Source organism: Qipengyuania sp. BR81-2, from assembly GCF_055693895.1.
The window spans coordinates 1600606-1616810 of the sequence record NZ_CM146344.1; the positions used below are offsets into that span (position 1 = coordinate 1600606).

18 protein-coding genes are annotated in these 16205 nt (G+C 62.9%); 5 read left to right on the top strand and 13 right to left on the bottom strand.

Annotated features, from left to right (window positions below):
- Positions 1 to 28: 28 nt before the first annotated feature.
- Complete coding sequence (dapE, locus tag ACZ1G8_RS08005) at positions 29 to 1162, top strand: succinyl-diaminopimelate desuccinylase (protein ID WP_472678934.1); 1134 nt, start codon at positions 29 to 31, stop codon at positions 1160 to 1162.
- 24 nt (positions 1163 to 1186) lie between these two features.
- Positions 1187 to 2425 carry a dicarboxylate/amino acid:cation symporter gene (locus ACZ1G8_RS08010; protein WP_472678935.1) on the top strand — a complete coding sequence of 413 codons (1239 nt, stop codon included), beginning with the start codon at positions 1187 to 1189 and terminating at the stop codon, positions 2423 to 2425.
- 3 nt (positions 2426 to 2428) lie between these two features.
- On the opposite strand, the gene ACZ1G8_RS08015 is transcribed toward ACZ1G8_RS08010, so the two are convergent.
- From ACZ1G8_RS08015 to dapB, 4 genes are all read right to left on the bottom strand, one after another.
- The gene (locus tag ACZ1G8_RS08015; RefSeq protein ID WP_472678936.1) at positions 2429 to 3190 is read right to left on the bottom strand and encodes a DUF2189 domain-containing protein; all 762 of its coding nucleotides are present in this window, start codon (positions 3188 to 3190) and stop codon (positions 2429 to 2431) included.
- Between the two features lie 65 nt (positions 3191 to 3255).
- A complete protein-coding gene (gene nth / locus ACZ1G8_RS08020) occupies positions 3256 to 3906 on the bottom strand; it encodes an endonuclease III (protein WP_472678937.1) in 651 nt (216 codons plus the stop codon).
- Between the two features lie 10 nt (positions 3907 to 3916).
- Complete coding sequence (locus tag ACZ1G8_RS08025; RefSeq protein WP_472678938.1) at positions 3917 to 4708, bottom strand: ion transporter; 792 nt, start codon at positions 4706 to 4708, stop codon at positions 3917 to 3919.
- 4 nt (positions 4709 to 4712) lie between these two features.
- Positions 4713 to 5441, bottom strand: coding sequence for a 4-hydroxy-tetrahydrodipicolinate reductase (gene dapB / locus ACZ1G8_RS08030; protein WP_472678939.1), 729 nt, complete (start codon positions 5439 to 5441; stop codon positions 4713 to 4715).
- A gap of 35 nt (positions 5442 to 5476) precedes the next feature.
- Here dapB and ACZ1G8_RS08035 point away from each other — a divergent pair, with 35 nt between their 5' ends.
- Positions 5477 to 6178 carry an NAD-dependent deacylase gene (locus ACZ1G8_RS08035; protein WP_472678940.1) on the top strand — a complete coding sequence of 234 codons (702 nt, stop codon included), beginning with the start codon at positions 5477 to 5479 and terminating at the stop codon, positions 6176 to 6178.
- Between the two features lie 54 nt (positions 6179 to 6232).
- On the opposite strand, the gene ACZ1G8_RS08040 is transcribed toward ACZ1G8_RS08035, so the two are convergent.
- The 8 genes from ACZ1G8_RS08040 to rpsT form a co-directional block, all read right to left on the bottom strand.
- Positions 6233 to 6460, bottom strand: coding sequence for a hypothetical protein (locus ACZ1G8_RS08040; protein WP_472678941.1), 228 nt, complete (start codon positions 6458 to 6460; stop codon positions 6233 to 6235).
- A gap of 127 nt (positions 6461 to 6587) precedes the next feature.
- Positions 6588 to 6776, bottom strand: a complete 189-nt coding sequence (locus ACZ1G8_RS08045; RefSeq protein ID WP_472678942.1) for a hypothetical protein — start codon at positions 6774 to 6776, stop codon at positions 6588 to 6590.
- 328 nt (positions 6777 to 7104) lie between these two features.
- On the bottom strand, positions 7105 to 7314 hold the full coding sequence (locus ACZ1G8_RS08050) for a cold-shock protein (protein ID WP_221429020.1): 210 nt from the start codon (positions 7312 to 7314) through the stop codon (positions 7105 to 7107).
- 477 nt (positions 7315 to 7791) lie between these two features.
- Entirely contained in the window at positions 7792 to 7935 is a 144-nt protein-coding gene (locus tag ACZ1G8_RS08055; RefSeq protein ID WP_472678943.1) for a hypothetical protein, read from the bottom strand.
- Positions 7936 to 7988: 53 nt separating this feature from the next.
- A complete protein-coding gene (gene infA, locus ACZ1G8_RS08060; protein ID WP_221429023.1) occupies positions 7989 to 8255 on the bottom strand; it encodes a translation initiation factor IF-1 in 267 nt (88 codons plus the stop codon).
- Between the two features lie 256 nt (positions 8256 to 8511).
- Entirely contained in the window at positions 8512 to 9288 is a 777-nt protein-coding gene (locus ACZ1G8_RS08065; protein WP_472678944.1) for a HesA/MoeB/ThiF family protein, read from the bottom strand.
- Between the two features lie 115 nt (positions 9289 to 9403).
- Positions 9404 to 10861, bottom strand: coding sequence for a chromosomal replication initiator protein DnaA (dnaA, locus tag ACZ1G8_RS08070; protein ID WP_472678945.1), 1458 nt, complete (start codon positions 10859 to 10861; stop codon positions 9404 to 9406).
- A 445-nt stretch (positions 10862 to 11306) separates the two neighbouring features.
- Positions 11307 to 11567, bottom strand: coding sequence for a 30S ribosomal protein S20 (rpsT, locus tag ACZ1G8_RS08075; protein ID WP_221429310.1), 261 nt, complete (start codon positions 11565 to 11567; stop codon positions 11307 to 11309).
- Between the two features lie 219 nt (positions 11568 to 11786).
- Here rpsT and msrB point away from each other — a divergent pair, with 219 nt between their 5' ends.
- Together msrB and ACZ1G8_RS08085 are read left to right on the top strand one after the other, a co-directional pair.
- Positions 11787 to 12167 carry a peptide-methionine (R)-S-oxide reductase MsrB gene (msrB, locus tag ACZ1G8_RS08080; protein WP_409996145.1) on the top strand — a complete coding sequence of 127 codons (381 nt, stop codon included), beginning with the start codon at positions 11787 to 11789 and terminating at the stop codon, positions 12165 to 12167.
- Positions 12168 to 12283: 116 nt separating this feature from the next.
- On the top strand, positions 12284 to 14476 hold the full coding sequence (locus ACZ1G8_RS08085) for a transglycosylase domain-containing protein (RefSeq protein WP_472678946.1): 2193 nt from the start codon (positions 12284 to 12286) through the stop codon (positions 14474 to 14476).
- A gap of 80 nt (positions 14477 to 14556) precedes the next feature.
- Here ACZ1G8_RS08085 and ACZ1G8_RS08090 read toward each other — a convergent pair whose 3' ends face one another.
- A complete protein-coding gene (locus ACZ1G8_RS08090; protein WP_472678947.1) occupies positions 14557 to 16140 on the bottom strand; it encodes a Do family serine endopeptidase in 1584 nt (527 codons plus the stop codon).
- Positions 16141 to 16205 lie beyond the last annotated feature (65 nt).

Below are 16205 nucleotides of genomic sequence, written 5' to 3' on the forward strand. Positions count from 1 at the left end.
GGCGTACACTCCTGCTAGCGGAGGCAGCATGACCGAAGTCCTCGATCTCGCCAAGCGGCTCATCGCCGCCGAAAGCGTCACCCCCGCCACCGGATCCGTATTCGACGAGATGCAGGCGATGCTGGAGCCGCTAGGCTTCGACGTCACCCGCTTCACGCGCGGCGACGGGGAAGCGGGCAGCCCCGAAGCACCGGTAGAGAATCTCTTCGCCATCCGCCGCGGCCCGGAAGGATCGAAGCACTTCTCCTTCGCCGGACACCTCGACGTGGTGCCGCCGGGCGGTGGCTGGGCCTCGGGCGCATTCGAGCCCGAAGTGCGCGGCGAGCTGCTCTATGGTCGCGGCGCGGTCGACATGAAAGGCGCGATTGCCTGCATGGTCGAGGCGGTTAAAGATGTCCCCGCCGAAGCGGGCACGATCAGCTTCATCATCACCGGTGACGAGGAGGGCCCCGCGCTTCACGGTACGCGTGCGCTGATCGATTTCATGCGGGCCGAGGGCCACCAGCCCGACCTGTGCCTCGTGGGCGAACCCACCAGCGTCAATCGCTTGGGCGACATGATGAAGATCGGGCGGCGCGGTTCGGTCAACATCTGGCTCGAGATTGAGGGCACGCAGGGCCATGTCGCCTATCCGCACCTTGCCGAAAACCCGATCCCCAAACTCGTCGCCATGCTGGCCGAACTCGACGCGCTGGTCCTCGACGAGGGGACCGACTGGTTCCAGCCCTCCAATCTCGAAATCACCGATCTCGAAGTCGGCAACATGGCGCACAATGTCATCCCCGCAAAGGCCGAGGCGCGCATCTCGATCCGCTTCAACGATCTGCACTCGGGTGCGTCGCTTTCGGAGAAGGTCGGCGCGATCGCCGAGAAACACGGCGGCATCGCCAAGCCGATCATTTCGGGCGAACCCTTCCTCACCCCGCCGGGTGAGTTCAGCGACATTATTGCGCGCGCAGTGAAGGAGGCGACGGGCGTCGAGCCCGAGCCTTCGACCACCGGCGGCACCTCGGATGCGCGCTTCCTGCGCAGCGTCTGCCCGGTGATCGAATTCGGCCTCGTCAACGCGACCATGCACAAGCGCGACGAAGCTGTGGCCATCGAGGACCTTTCCACGCTAAGCCGCATCTACACGGCGATCGCGAAAGACGCGCTGGCATAATTTACGGGACGTGAGGGGACACACATGCTGAAGGTCTGGTTCGAAATTCCGCTGTGGCAGCGCGTGCTGACGGCACTGCTGCTCGGCGTGCTGACCGGCTATGCCTGGGGCCCCGAGGCGGAAAGCATCAAGTGGATCGGCGACTTCTTCATCAAGTCGATCAAGATGCTGGTCGTCCCGCTGATCTTCTTCAGCCTCGTCGCGGGCGTCGCGGCTATTGGCGATCTCAGGAAGCTGGGCGCAGTTGGCGGGCGCGCCATGATCTTGTTCATCGTTACCGGCCAGATCGCGGTCTGGCTCGGCCTTGCGCTGGGCACTTTCGTCGCTCCAGGCGCAGGGGTCGACACCAGCGCGATCCAGAAGGGCGCGACGCCCGAACCCAATCCGACCACCGCGGTCGACATGATCCTCTCGATCGTGCCGGAAAGCCCGGTGCAGGTGATGGCGGACGTGGCGGTGCTGCCGCTGATCGTCTTCTCGCTGCTGATCGGCATCGGCATCCTGATGGCGGGCAAGGACGGCGAGCCGGTACAGAAGGTCTTCGATAGCGGCGCGGTCGTGATGCAGAAGGTCACCATGGTGGTGATGGAACTGACGCCCTTCGGCGTCTTCGCGCTGATGGCCTGGGTGGCGGGCACGCTGGGCCTCGATGCGCTCATCAGCCTCGCGAAGCTGGTTGGCCTCAACTACCTCGGCTGCCTGCTGATCATCGTCCTGATCTACGGCAGCATGATCAAGTTCCTTGCTAAGCTCCCGGTGCGCGATTTCTTCCGCGGCATCATCGACGCGATGGCGGTGAGCTATTCGACCGCTTCGTCCAATGCGACGCTTCCGGTGACGCTGCGCTGCGCGGAGCGCAACCTCGGCGTCTCGAACTCGGTCGCCAGCTTCGTGATCAGCCTCGGTGCGACGATCAACATGAACGGTACGGCCATGTACCTGGGCCTCGCCACGCTGTTCGGCGCGCAGATCTTCGGTGTCGACCTGACGATGGGCGACTATTTCCTCATCTCGATCCTCGCGACGCTGGGAGCGGTCGGTGCGGCAGGCATCCCGGGCGCGGGCCTCATCATGATGGCGCTGGTCTTCGGCGCGGTCGGTGTGCCGCTCGAAACGATCGCCTTCGTCGCAGGCGTCGACCGCATCATGGATATGATGCGCACCACGACCAATGTCAGCGGCGACGCGGCGGTGGCGACCACCGTGGCCGTAATGACGGGCGAGATCGATAAGGCCGAGATGATCTCGGCCGACGACGTCTGATCGCTAGCTAACGGTCCTGCGATAAAGGTGCCATGTCGCATGCCCAAGGACGGGCAGGACGACGAACAGGCCCAGGAAGAAGGGAAGGATCGCTGCGCCGAGCGCTGCCGCGATGATCACTGCCCATAGAATGAGCACGCCGAAATTCGCGCTCAGCGCCCTGAAGCTGGTGATGATGGCGGTGATGAAGTCGACGTCGCGGTCGACCAGCATGGGCAAGCTCATCAGCGTGATCGCATAGAAGACGAAGGCGATCACTGCGCCCACGGTGCTGCCGACCGCGAGCATGGTCATCCCTGTCGGCGAGCGTAGGAATTCCATCCCTTCGCCGAGCCCGGCTGCCGAGGCGAAGATCGCGAATATCATGTGCGCGATGATCACCCAGAAGCTGAAGCCGACGAAAATGATGCCGCCCATCAGCAGCAATTGTTCGTCACCGCGGCCGCGCAGCGCACCGAGGATGGCGCCCCATGTGGTGGGCGTCCCGTTCTCGAGCCTTCGGCTGACCTCGTAGAGACCGACGGCGGCAAAGGGCGCAAATAGCGGGAAGCCCGCGACAAGCGCGATCATCCAGCGTGCCTCTCCGCGGACCATGAGGAGGTAGTAGAGGAGGATGCCGATCGCGACGTAGAAGGAGGCAAAGAAAAGCCCGTAGTGCGGCTTCGATAGGAAGTCGCGCCAGCCAAGGCGCAATGCTTCGGTCAGGTCCCCTGTCGAAAGGTCGCCGGCTATCGAAACCGGACGGTTGTCGACTTGCGTGTCCATACCCTCTCTCCTTCGAGGGCAAGGCTGCCTCAGCTTGTCGTTTCCTTCAAGCCCGCCGCGCGCGATCAGCGGCCCTTGGGCTTCTCCAGGACCTTCTTCCGGTAGCTGCACAAGTCGGCGACCTTGCACCGCCAGCACTCCGGCGTGCGTGCCTTGCAGACATAACGGCCATGCAGGATGAGCCAGTGGTGTGCGCCGAGCCGGAATGGCTGCGGAACGCGCTTTTCAAGCTTTGCCTCGACCTGTTCGGGCGTCTTGCCCTTGGCGAGACCGGTGCGGTTTCCGACGCGCAGGATGTGCGTGTCGACCGCGAAGGTCTCCTGCCCGAACCAGCAGTTGAGCACGACGTTTGCGGTCTTGCGGCCGACGCCGGGAAGGCGCACGAGATCCTCGCGCGTGTCGGGAACCTCGCCGCCATATTCGTCGACCAGTAGCTGGCTCAGCAGGATCACGTTCTTGGCCTTGGAATTGAACAGGCCGATCGTCTTGATGTGCTCCTTGAGACCGTCTTCGCCCAGTTCGAGCATCTGCTCGGGCGTCTCGACTTCCCGGAACAGCGCGCGCGTCGCCTTGTTCACGCCGATATCGGTCGCCTGCGCGGAAAGCGCCACCGCCACCACCAGCTGGTAGCAATTGCCATATTCCAGCTCGGTCTCGGGCGAGGGATTGTCTTCGGCGAGCCGCCGGAAGAACTCGAAAATCTGGTCCTTGGTCATGCGTGTGCGATCAGCTGATCTCTTCGATTTCGGCAAGTGCCCTTGCCAGTGCCTCGCGCCGGCGCTGCATGGCATCGGAGAATGCTGCGGCAAAAATGCCGGTCGGCAGCGCGACCAGGAGCACGCCCCCGACAGCGACGAGCGAGCCGATGAGCTTGCCGGCGGTGGTGATCGGATAGGCATCGCCATAACCGACGGTGGTCAGCGTGATCACCGCCCACCAGAGCGCGCGCGGAATGCTGCCGAAATTGTCGGGCTGGAGATGGCCCTCTAGCCAGTAGAGTCCGCTCGCACCAACGAGCAGCAGGCTGAAGGCCAGTGCGGCGCAGACCAGCAGGTCGTAGCTGCGTTCCTTGAGGGCGCCCAATATCTCGCGCATCGCCGCGGAGAAGTGACCGAGCTTGGCGAGCGCGAATACGCGCAGCAGGCGCAGGATCCGCAGGGCTGCCGCATTGGCGATGAAGAAGGGAGCAAGGCTCACGATGACGACGGCGAGGTCCACGAGGCCGATCGGCGAACGGATGAAGCGCCAGCGCTTGGACCAGTCGGAACCCTCGCCGGGCATTTCGGGCGCGGCGTAGATGCGGGCAAGATATTCGACGAGGAAGAACACGCCGAATGCAATTTCCGCCCAGAGGATTTCCTTGCGATACCGGTTCAGGATTTCCGGTTCTGTCGAGATTACGCCAACCACGACAGCTGCGAGGATCACCCAGATCAGGAGGACATTCATCCCCGTCAGCTTGCCGTCGGGCCACGAGCCGATGGTGATCTGGTGATGGAGATACTCGCGCAGCTTCATGGCGTCAGATCCCGAGAACCTCTTCCATCGTATAGCGTCCTGGCTCGCGACCTTTCAGCCATTCCGCCGCCCGGACCGCGCCGCGCGCGAATATCTCGCGGTTCTCGGCGCTGTGCGAGAGCGTGAGGCGCTCCTGTTCGCCCGCGAGGATCACGCTGTGCTCGCCGGCCACTGTTCCGCCGCGCAGGGCCGCGAAGCCGATGGCGCCGCGATCGCGCGGTCCGGTCTGGCCGTCGCGCCCGCTTTCCGAATTTTCGTCGAGGTCGATTCCGCGGGCGCCGGCCGCAGCTTCTCCGAGGAGGAGCGCCGTTCCCGAAGGCGCATCGACCTTGCGGCGGTGGTGCATCTCGACGATTTCGATGTCCCAGTCCTCTCCGAGACGCGATGCCGCCTCGCGCACGAGATGGGTCAGCAGCGTGACGCCGAGCGAGGTATTGCCGGTCTGCAGCACGGGTACTGCGCGCGCGGCCTGGTCGATCGCTTCGTGATGCTTCTGTTCGAGCCCCGTCGTGCCGATAACGATAGGGACCCCGGCACCGATTGCGGCGTGCAGATTCGCCTGCAGGGCTGCGGGCGCAGAAAAGTCGACCAGCATGTCGCTGGCATCGGCAAGGCCGCTCACGTCGTCGCCCTTGTCCGCGCCGCCAGCGTAGTCGTGGCCCGAGGCCTCGATTACACGCCGCAAGGCTTCGCCCATTGCGCCCTTGCTGCCGATGACGCCGATATTTGCCATTGCCCCTCCTAAGCTTCCCGTGGTTCATGGCTGGTATGAGTGAGCCGCGCAACATTGTCGTCCTGACCGGGGCCGGAATTTCCGCAGAGAGCGGCATCGATACCTTCCGCGATGCGGGCGGATTGTGGGAGCAGCACCGGGTCGAGGATGTCGCCACGCCCGAAGGCTTCGCGCGCGATCCGGAACTGGTGCAGCGCTTCTACGATGCGCGGCGCGAGGCGGTGCAGAAAGTCTCGCCCAATCCCGCGCATGAGGCATTGGCTAAGCTCGATGCCGAGTGGGAGGGCGAACTGCTAATCGTCACGCAGAACGTCGACGACTTGCACGAACGCGCGGGCGCAAGGCGCGTGCTTCACATGCATGGCGAATTGCTGAGCGCATTATGCTCCCGCTGCGAAGCACGGCACAGCTGGAGCGAAACGCTCCTGGACCAGCCCGCCTGCCCGGGCTGCGGCGCGCAGGCGCTGAGGCCGGACGTCGTCTGGTTCGGCGAGATGCCCTACCAGATGGAGCGTATCTATGCCCATCTTCGCAGGGCAGACCTCTTCGTGAGCATCGGTACTTCTGGCGCAGTCTATCCCGCGGCTGGTTTCGTGCGCGATGCACGCGAGCTGGGCGCAACGACGCTCGAGCTCAACCTCGAACGCAGCGAAGGCTCCTACTGGTTCAATGAATCGCGCCAAGGCCGCGCAAGCGAGCTGGTGCCGGAGTGGGTGCGCGAGCTGTTGGGAAGATGATGTCCGCGTATGGGTGGAATGCGGTCGGCCTAAAGCGTGCTTGTTGCAACTCCATCATTTCAAGAACCGCTGATGTAAACGGGCAGCGAAAACGCAGAGGAATAGATTCACTACGGTGATAGCAACCAACTGCTCTCCTCTGACACCACCGATGGACCAGTCAAAGAAGCGCCCGATCACAGCAGCGAGAAAGAAGCAAATACTGATCACGCCGTAAATGCGCAGGAGCGTCCAGCTTAGTCGATTGCTACCTTCAGACGGATATTGTGGGCTGATGCTCATTGCAGCTTGTTAGAATGAAATCTCGAATGTCGGCAATCGGGTCGTTAGCGGAAGGTCCGCTCCTAGCACTTCGCCAACTGGGTGATAGCGTCGTCAGATGCGTGAAAGCGGACACAGCCGTTACCATTCAAGCTTCTGAAGATAGCAAGGCCATCACTTCATCGAAGTCTTCATGCACATTGACCTGCGTGCCCCCGGCAAAATTTAGAACAACACCACGTTCGTTCTTTCCGACGAAAAGGATTGCCGAAACCCGGCAAACAGCTGCAGTTCCGTCGGTTCGGCGGAACATGGCAAATCCCTTGGGTAGAGACATGGCGGTGTCGTTCTAGCTCGACTGCAGGAGTTGCCGACCAAGCTCGGCATCTCGCTTTTCCGCCTTGGCTTGCTCCGCCTTTGCTCGATCTGTCGCTACCTTTCGCGCCAGGTCAGCCAGCATTGTCCAAGACTTCTCGGCACGCAGATTACGTTGCTTGACGTTATCGAGCGTCGCCGCGTCTGCCTCGAGAGCTGCTTCTTGCGCACGCGCTTCGTAAAATTCGAACGATTGGTACAATGTGCATCTCTCTAGTCTGGATCATATATGGGTGTCCCCCTCGCGTGCCGGGTCGCAAAAGCACGCGAGAGGAACTCGGGTAGGCTGATTAATCTGCAGCCGAGAGATTGACCGCGCTTTCCTTGCCGTTGCGGCCGGTTTCGACTTCGTAGTTGAGGCGCTGGTCCTTATCGAGCGTCGTCATCCCTGCCGCCTGAACGGCGGAAATGTGAACGAAGCTGTCGGCAGAGCCGTCATCCGGCTGGATGAAGCCATAACCTTTGTCGGTGTTGAAGAATTTTACGGTACCAGTTGTCATCTCGCTTCCTTTCAAGAGACGTTTGTATGCGGCTGGCGAGATTGCGAGCCGGGGTGGTGCGTCAAGTCGTCAATTGAAAGGAGGTCGTCGTATTGAAGGCGCGACAACCGGAGATTTCCGATTGCCTCGCCAGGCGTCGATATCCGTCGAAATTCAACGTGAGCATTTTCCTGGGGCGACAGTAGACCCACGTACTATTGAGTGGCTTCGAAACCTGTCGCCAGGATTGCCGGATTGGCAAATTGAGCTTTGCTCCAGGCACAGGCTGCGGCAGCGCCCAGTCCGTGCTGGAATTCGCTTATGCGTCCAGCAATGCGTGAAGCCTTCACCAGTTTGGCGAGGCGGTCGTCATCGTTTGCAGCACACTCGGCACCCATAAGGGCCCGTTGGTGCTGGGCGTATTGATGATTGAGGTCAATGACAGTTCTCCTGCTGAGGCGGAGATGCTGACGCATGGCCGCGAAAGGTGTTTGTGACTCAGTCGACCATCGTTGCGACGACACGTCGCAGCTCGGCGGTCGCCATGAGGCCAGGATTGGCGTTTTCCCGCGCCCCGCGCTGCGCACGGATGGCGGCGAAACGGAGGGAAAGCTTGGGGCGCGAGGCATCGCGCGCGTTCATTGGATTCATTATGTTTATTTCCGGCAGGGTCTTCCCGCCGCCTTCTTCAAGTCTCAGCGCCTGTACCCGCGCTTGCGAGCACCGGCGGGCATGGGCCCGGGAGTTCGCTCGCGAAAGACGATCCGGCCTTTGCTCAGATCGTATGGCGTCATTTCGACGTGTACGCGGTCGCCAACGACCGATCGGATGCGATAGCGACGCATCTTGCCTGCGGTGTAGCAGATGATGCGATGCTCATTGTCGAGGGTGACGCCGAAGCGACCATCGGGCAGGATCTCGTCGATCGCGCCCTCCATCGTTATGAGCTCTTCTTTCGCCAATAGATCATCCTTGCGTACGAAAAATCATCCGCGCGGACGAGTTCCGCTGCGGAGCCAGGAAGGATGAAATGGACGAGGTGCCGGTAGCGCGCTTATGCGCTGCAAGTGGCAATCAATATCCGTCACAAACGACGTTAGGCAATTTCTATATAGCAGAGTGCAAAAAAATTACAATGACCGTAGCGAAGTAAATCGGAAATTACTTTCAATGCATGGGGGCAGTGCGCTTTATCCAGAAAAGTCTGCAATCGGGTCGTTAGCGGACGTCGCTACCACATCCCGTGCACGCCGGATCCTTGGCAATCGTGAATTGCCGTAGGCCGGGCTTCATCCCGTCGAGCAGGTTGACGCGGCTCCATTGGGCATCGCCATAGGCGCTCACGCCGTCGAGCAGCACGCGCACCGCGTGGAGCGCGGCGAAGCTGCCGACCCAACCTGCCATCGCGCCAAGCATGCCGTCCTCGGCGCAGGTATCGCAGTCCTCGGCATCGAAGGCATCGCCGACGAAGCAGCGGTAGCAGGCCTCGTCCGGCAAGTGTCCGGCGAAGGCGCCGACCTGTCCTTGGAAGCGCCCGACCGCGGCCGAGAGCAGCGGCACGCCCGCTTTCACGCAGGCGTCGGACACGGCAAGGCGGGTGGCGAAATTGTCGGTCCCGTCGAGCACGAGGTCGGCGCCGTCGACAAGTGTCGCTGCGCGCTCGGCATCGATCCGCCGGTCGCTGATTTCGACGTCCAGTTCGGGGTCGAACAGCTTAACCCAGCGCTTGGCCGAGATCGCCTTTCCGTGGCCGATATCGCGCTCGTTATAGAGCGTCTGGCGCTGGAGATTGCTCGCATCGACCTTGTCGTCATCGACCAGCGTTAGCTTCCCGATTCCCGAGGCGGCGAGGTATTGGAGCGCAGGGCTGCCGATGCCACCCAGCCCGACCAGCACGAGATGTTTGCCGGCCAGCGCGACCTGTCCCGCACCGCCAACTTCGGGCAGGACGATATGGCGCGCGAAACGGTCTAGGCGTTCTGGAGACAGGCTCATGGAAAACCTGTTGGCAGCTTGTGCGGAAACTGTCGACAGGCCTCTGCGATGGACCTGTCGGACAGCACTCTCCCCTCTGAATAAGCGAACCGAAGGGCTGTGAGAATTCCCGGTATTAGCTTTCGAGCTGGCGCAGCAGGCTGCGAACGTCGCCGTCCATGTCGGCATCGCGTTGGCGCAGGTCCTCGATCAGGCGCACGGCGTGGATCACCGTCGAGTGGTCGCGGCCACCGAACTTGCGGCCGATTTCGGGATAGCTGCGCGGGGTGAGCACCTTCGAGAGATACATTGCCACCTGGCGCGGGCGGACGACGGCGCGTGCGCGGCGCTTGCTCGACATTTCGCTGCGGTCGATGCGGTAGAACTGACAGACCGTGCGCTGGATCTCGTCGATCGTGATGCGGCGACGGTTGGCCGACAGGATGTCGGTCAGCTGTTCTTCGGCGAGCTGGAGCGAGACCTCCTGTCCCGTCAGCTGCGCATAGGCGATCAGCTTGTTGAGGCCGCCGACCAGTTCACGCACGTTGCGCGTGATGGTGCGGGCGAGGAAGTCGAGTACGTCTTCCGGCACGGCCAGCGGCGCGAACTTGGTGAGCTTGGAATGCAGGATCTTCTTGCGCAGCTCGATATCGGCCGGCTGGATATCGGCAACGAGGCCCATCGAAAGGCGCGACAGAAGGCGTGGTTCGACACCGTCCAGCGCCTGCGGGGCGCGGTCGGCGGCGAAGACGAGGCGCTTGCCCTCGGCGAGCAGCGCATCGATCGTGTAGAGCAGTTCTTCCTGCGCGGAAGCCTTGCCGATGATGAACTGGATGTCGTCGACCAGCAGTAGGTCGAAGCTGCGCAGGCGGGCCTTGAATTCAATCATCCGGTTGGCCTTCAGGGCCTGGACGAATTCGACCATGAAACGTTCGGCGCTGCAGTAGAAGATGCGGCTGCGGCTGTGCGTCTGCAGGAAGGTGTGACCGATGGCGTGCAGCAGGTGCGTCTTGCCCTGGCCGGTAGCGGCCTTGAGGTAGAGCGGGCTGAACTGCGGCTTCTCGGTCGCGGCCATTCGCTGCGCCGCATTGAAGGCAAGGATGTTGGCTTCGCCGGTGATGAAGGCTGCGAAGGTCAGCGAGGCGTCGAGGCCGACGGAGGAGGTGAAGCCGGAATCGCCGAGCGTATCGGCGCCGATCGCCATCATCGAAGTGTCGGCATCATTGGCAGGGCGGCGGCCGTCATTGTGCAGCTGGAGGTCTGCGACCTGGCGGCGCCCCGGGTGGACCGAGATGGCGACTTTGCGCACTTCGCTGCGGGCGATCTTCCAGGCGAGGCTCAGCCGGTCGGCGAAGCGATCCTTCACCCAGTTCGCGCTGAATTCGGTCGGAAGGTAGAGATCGAGCGTGCCGGTCTCGGTATCGATCTTGCCGAGCTGGATCGGCTTGATCCACTGGCTGTGCAACTGGTGACCCAGATCTTTTCGGAGACCCTGGCTGATGTCGGCCCAATCCGCTGCCAGGTTTACCGCCTCCAGGTCTTCCATGTCGTCTGTCGCCTTCCGCTTGCCAGCGAACTCACCCGCTTTTGCCATTACTTTGTTATCCCCCGAGCAGCCCGTCCAAGAGCTATCTGTTCTAGTCTTCCATCCAGGGGTTTCGGCACGGCTCCGCCGCTCCGCGGAATCGTTGCTCCGCGGGTACCCCCCATGATGGCCATCGATTTAAAAAACTCGGGCTGTCCCCCCCGAGCGTTCCCATTGTGTAAGTCGCCCTGCGGATGAGTCGCAAGGGGGATAACTGTAAAAAACCTGAAATAAACTTGTTGACTCCCCGCAATGCCGCAGGGCTGCGTTCATCTTATTGTTTTTAAATGAAAAGGTCCCTTAGCATCATGCGAATCGCGGGAATTGCGTCACTTAACTGAGAGAGCAACCGGCGTTGCATCGCGATGTGCGCTTGCAGCATGACAAAGGGGCCGTCGCTTGGCGCGACGACCCCTTCAAATCTCGTCCCGATCCGGCCGGAGCCGGCGGCGAATCAGAGCGCTGCGACGCGCTTCGTGAGGCGGCTCAGTTTGCGAGCGGCCGTGTTCTTGTGCATCACGCCGCGGGCAACGCCGCGAGCCATTTCGGGCTGGGCTGCCTTGAGTGCGGTCTGGGCGGCGTCCTTGTCGCCGGCTTCACAGGCCGTCTCGACCTTCTTCACGAAACCGCGGATGCGGCTCATGCGCGCGCCGTTGATCTCTGCGCGGCGGTTGTTGCGACGAATGCGCTTCTTGGCTTGCGGCGTGTTGGCCATGTGTGTCCTCGGTGCAGGCCGCACGAAAGAGCGGCGAAAATCTGTGTCTGGTCGTGTCGAAAAAGGCGGATGTACCGCCGGAAAGCGGCGCACTTAGCCCCGGACTTGCGAATCGTCAAGCCAAAGCCGGAACCGTGCGTCCCGCATCCTGTTTGCCTATATGGGTAGGTGTAGGGCACCCGACAAGCGAAAGGATGCGTTTTGACCGAGAAGCTCGCCATGACCGACGCCGAATGGCGCGAGAAGCTCACTCCCGAGCAGTACCATATCCTGCGGGAGAAAGGGACCGAGAGAGCCTTCACCGGCAAGTACGACAAGAACAAGGCCGAGGGCGAGTATCATTGCGCGGCCTGCGGGCAACTCCTGTTCGAAAGCAGCGAGAAATACGACAGCGGTTGCGGCTGGCCGAGCTTCACTGCGCCTGCAGACGGGGAATCTGTCGACGAGCATCGCGACACCAGCCACGGCATGATCCGCACGGAAGTCGTCTGCTCCAAATGCGACGGTCACCTGGGTCACGTCTTTCCCGACGGTCCGGGCGAAACGGGCCTGCGCTATTGCATCAACTCTGCGGCGCTCGACTTCGAGCCCGAGGACTGAGGCTGCGCGCGCCGGTATCTCTTGTGCGTTCACCTGCTGTTACGTCTCGCCATGCAAGAAAGTGGCGGATATGACGCGGCATCGATCGCCAAGCGAATTGAGGATTTCAGCCTAGCATGACCAAACGAGGCAGCCGCCGCAAAAGCTCGAAACGCGCGGAACGCGCCGCTCGCGCCGAAGCGGAAGGCAAGCGTGATTACAGTGCCCTCAAGCTGTGGAGCAAGCGCATTGCCCTTTGGGGCGGAGCGCTCGTCCTGCTTGGCGCTCTCTTCCTTGCGATCGCGGTAGGTTTTGCCGCGCGCTCGCTGCCGAGCTTCTACCAGCTAAAGGCCACGCAGAATGCGCAGACTATCGTCGTGCGCGCGCGCGACGGTACCGAGATCGTGGAGCTGGGACCGAGCTACGGCAAATGGCTCTCGTCCGAAGAGATCCCGCAGGTCATGAAGGACGCGATGATCTCGGTCGAGGACCGGCGCTTCTATTCGCACCCCGGTGTCGACGTGGTCCGCCTGACCGGTGCGATTATGGAAGGCATCACTGGCGAGCGTTCGCGTGTCGGCGGCACCTCGACCATCAGCCAGCAGCTGGCGCGCAACGTGTTCCTCAATTCGAACCGGACGCTGGACCGCAAGGCGCGCGAGGCGGTTCTCGCGATGGCGCTCGAGTGGAAGTTCTCCAAGGAGCAGATCCTCGAACTCTATCTCAACAAGGTCTATTTCGGCGGCGGTGCCTACGGCATCGATTCGGCGAGCCGGAAGTTCTTCAGCCATCCCGCGACCGAGCTCTCCACTGCCGAGGCGGCGATCATTGCCGGCCTCGTGAAGGCGCCGAGCCGCTACTCGCCCACGGCAGATGTCGATGCGGCGGTCGGCCGCGCGAGCGTCGTGCTCCGCCTGATGAAGGAGCAGGGTCGCATCCCGCAGAACGAGACCGTCGATGTCTCGGCGGTCAGGCTTAAGGAAGAGGTCGGCCAGAATTCGGTCCGCTACTTTACCGACTGGGCGCTGCCCCAGCTCGACCTGCTGCTGCCCGAAACTTTCGAGCCGATCGAAGTCTGGACCACTCTGGACCCGGGCATGCAGGCTGCTGCCACGGCGGCAGTGCAGGCCAACGCGCCGGAGGGCGCCCAGGGTGCGCTCGTCAGCCTTGATCGTGACGGGGCGATTCTCGCGCTGGTCGGCGGGACGGATTATGTCGAGACCAACTACAATCGCGCGACCAATGCGATGCGCCAGCCCGGTTCCAGCTGGAAGCTCTTCGTCTATCTCGCCGCGCTTGAAGCCGGCTACACGCCGGAAGACCGCGTGGTCGATACGCCGGTCTCGATCGGCGGATGGAGTCCGAGGAATTCGAACGGCCGGAATATCGGCGAGACGAACCTGCGCACTGCCTTCGCCTATTCGATCAACACGGTCGCCGCCCAGCTGGGTAACGAGGTCGGCTTCAGCCAGGTCGCGTCGATGGCGCGCCGCTTCGGCGTGACCACGCCGATCAACACCTATCCGGCGATGGTGCTTGGCGCGAACGAGGTCCGCCTCCTCGACATGACGCGCGCATTTGCCGCCGTGTCCGCCGAAGGCGCTTCGGTGGATCCCTACGGGATTGTCAAAGTGACGACGGCGGAGGGCGAGCTCCTCTACCAGCACGAGAAGAGCCGCAGCACGCAACTCATTCCCGACCATGTCGCGCGCGGCATCACCGACCTGCTGCAGGCCGCCGTGCAGACGGGCACGGGGCGCGCAGCACAGATCGGCAGGCCGGTGGCCGGCAAGACCGGCACCACCAGTTCGAACAAGGATGGCTATTTCGTGGGCTTCTCTTCCGGCATCACCACCGGCGTGTGGATGGGCCGGGACGACAATCGCCGCGTCGGCGGGCTGCAAGGCGGTCGTGCTCCCGCGCAGGCCTTTGCCGCCTACATGCGCCATGCGGTCAAGGATCGCCCGGTCGAGGAATTCGATACCGCGCTGCAGCTGCCCGAATGGCAGCTCGACGAGGAGGACGACTACTTCTTCGGCGACCCGGACGATTATTACTACATCGACGAGCAGGGCAATCTGATCGAGCCCGGTCGCAGCGATCGCCCCGGCGGCGCGATTCCCTTCCCCGAGGAAGGCGACCCCTTCGGTAGCGAAGACGGCATGCGTCCGCGTGTGCCCGCACCGCCACCGGTAGAGCGCGTTCCGGGACCACGTCCGACGGGCGTGGGCGAAGATGGAGCGCCGCAGGCTATCGGCGACGACTTCCTCGACGGTGCTATCGGGCGCGACCGGCCTCCGCCGCGACCTGAAAGGCCGCCGCGCAACTGATCCGGCTGGCGGCGGCGCAGAAAAAGGCCCTTCCGGCGCGAACCGGAAGGGCCTGTTTCTGTTTGGCCGAGGTGTGCGGCCTAGCGGAGGCGCACCGCAATGTACTGGGGCGCACCGCCACGGCGCTGTACCCGCAGGAGCACGGCGTCGCGGTCGTCGGACTCGGCGCGGCGAACCGCGTCTTCGAGATCTTCGACCGATTCCAGCCTGCGGTAGTTGGCCGTGAGAAGGATGTCACCGCGCTGCAGGCCCTTGCGGGCGGCGTCCGAGTTGCGGTCGACCATCGCCACGACGAGGCCCTGCGTATCCGCATCGGCACCGATCTGACGGGCAATCTGCGGCGTGAGCATGAGGACCTGGAGACCAAGGCGTTCCTCGATCACTTCATTGTCGCTCGGCGACATGTCCTCTTCGGGCTCGGCGTCCGGATCGAACATCTGGCGCTGGCGAAGTTCTTCTTCGCTCGGGCGCTTGCCGACGGTCACATTGATACGGCGACGCTCGCCGTCGCGGATCAGGTCGACCGGAATGGTCGTGCCCGGTGCGACATTGGCGACGAGGAACGACAGGGTCTGGTCGGGCGTGACCTCACGGCCATTTACCGAAAGGACGATATCGCCCGGCTCGATCCCGGCGCGCTCGGCAGCTTCGCCTGCCTGCACCATCTGGACGATCTCGCCGCGATTGCGCTGGAGGCCCAGCGAGGCAGCGACGTCTTCGGTCACCGGCTGGATCTGGATGCCAAGATAGCCGCGTTCGATCTCGACGCCGCGTACGAGCTTGTCGACGATCGGGGCTGCGGTTTCAGCAGGGATCGCAAAGCCTATGCCGACGCTGCCCCCGGTCGGCGAGATGATCGCGTTGTTCACGCCGATCACATTGCCCTGCATGTCGAACAGAGGACCGCCCGAGTTGCCCCGGTTGATGCTGGCATCGGTCTGGATGTAGCGATCATAGGCGCCGCCGCCGGTCGAGCGAAGCACGCTCGAAACGATGCCGCTGGTCACGGTGCCGCCGAGGCCGAAGGGGTTGCCGATCGCGATGACCCAGTCACCGACACGCGCCTGCGCGCTGTCGCCGAACTGGACAAAGGGGAAGGGCGTGCTGCGGTTCACCTTGAGCACGGCGAGGTCCGACTGCGCATCGGTGCCGACGAGCTCTGCTTCGTATTCGGTACCATCGGGCAGGGTGACAGTGATTTCCTGGATCGACGCACGACCCGAAGGGCTCACCACGTGGTTGTTGGTGACCACGTAACCGTCGGCAGAGATGAGAAAGCCCGAGCCGAGCGACTGGCCTTCACGATACTGCGGTTCTTCGTCCTGCTGTCCGCGGCGCTGGTTGAACAGGCCTTCGAACGGCGTGCCCTCGAAGGGGTTGGTGCCGCGCGAGACCTCGACGCGCTGGCGGGTTGAAATGTTGACCACTGCGGGCTGCAACTGCTCGGTCAGGTCGGCAAAGCTTGCCGGTGCACCGGCGCGCGGGACCACGCTTGCCATGGTCGAATCGTCGTTCTGGGCGACCTGCGCCCCGGCAGGGAAACCTGCCAGCGAAAGGGCTGCACCACCGGCCAACAGGGCGGCGGTTACGGAGTAGGCATAACGCACGGGCTTCACGTCCTTTTCTCGATCCTCTTCAAAGTGGCGAGTGCGGGTCTCACGCATATCCTATGCCGGACCGGCCTCGCGGTTCCGGCATGAGGACTGCAATCCGGCGCTGAATGCGCCTT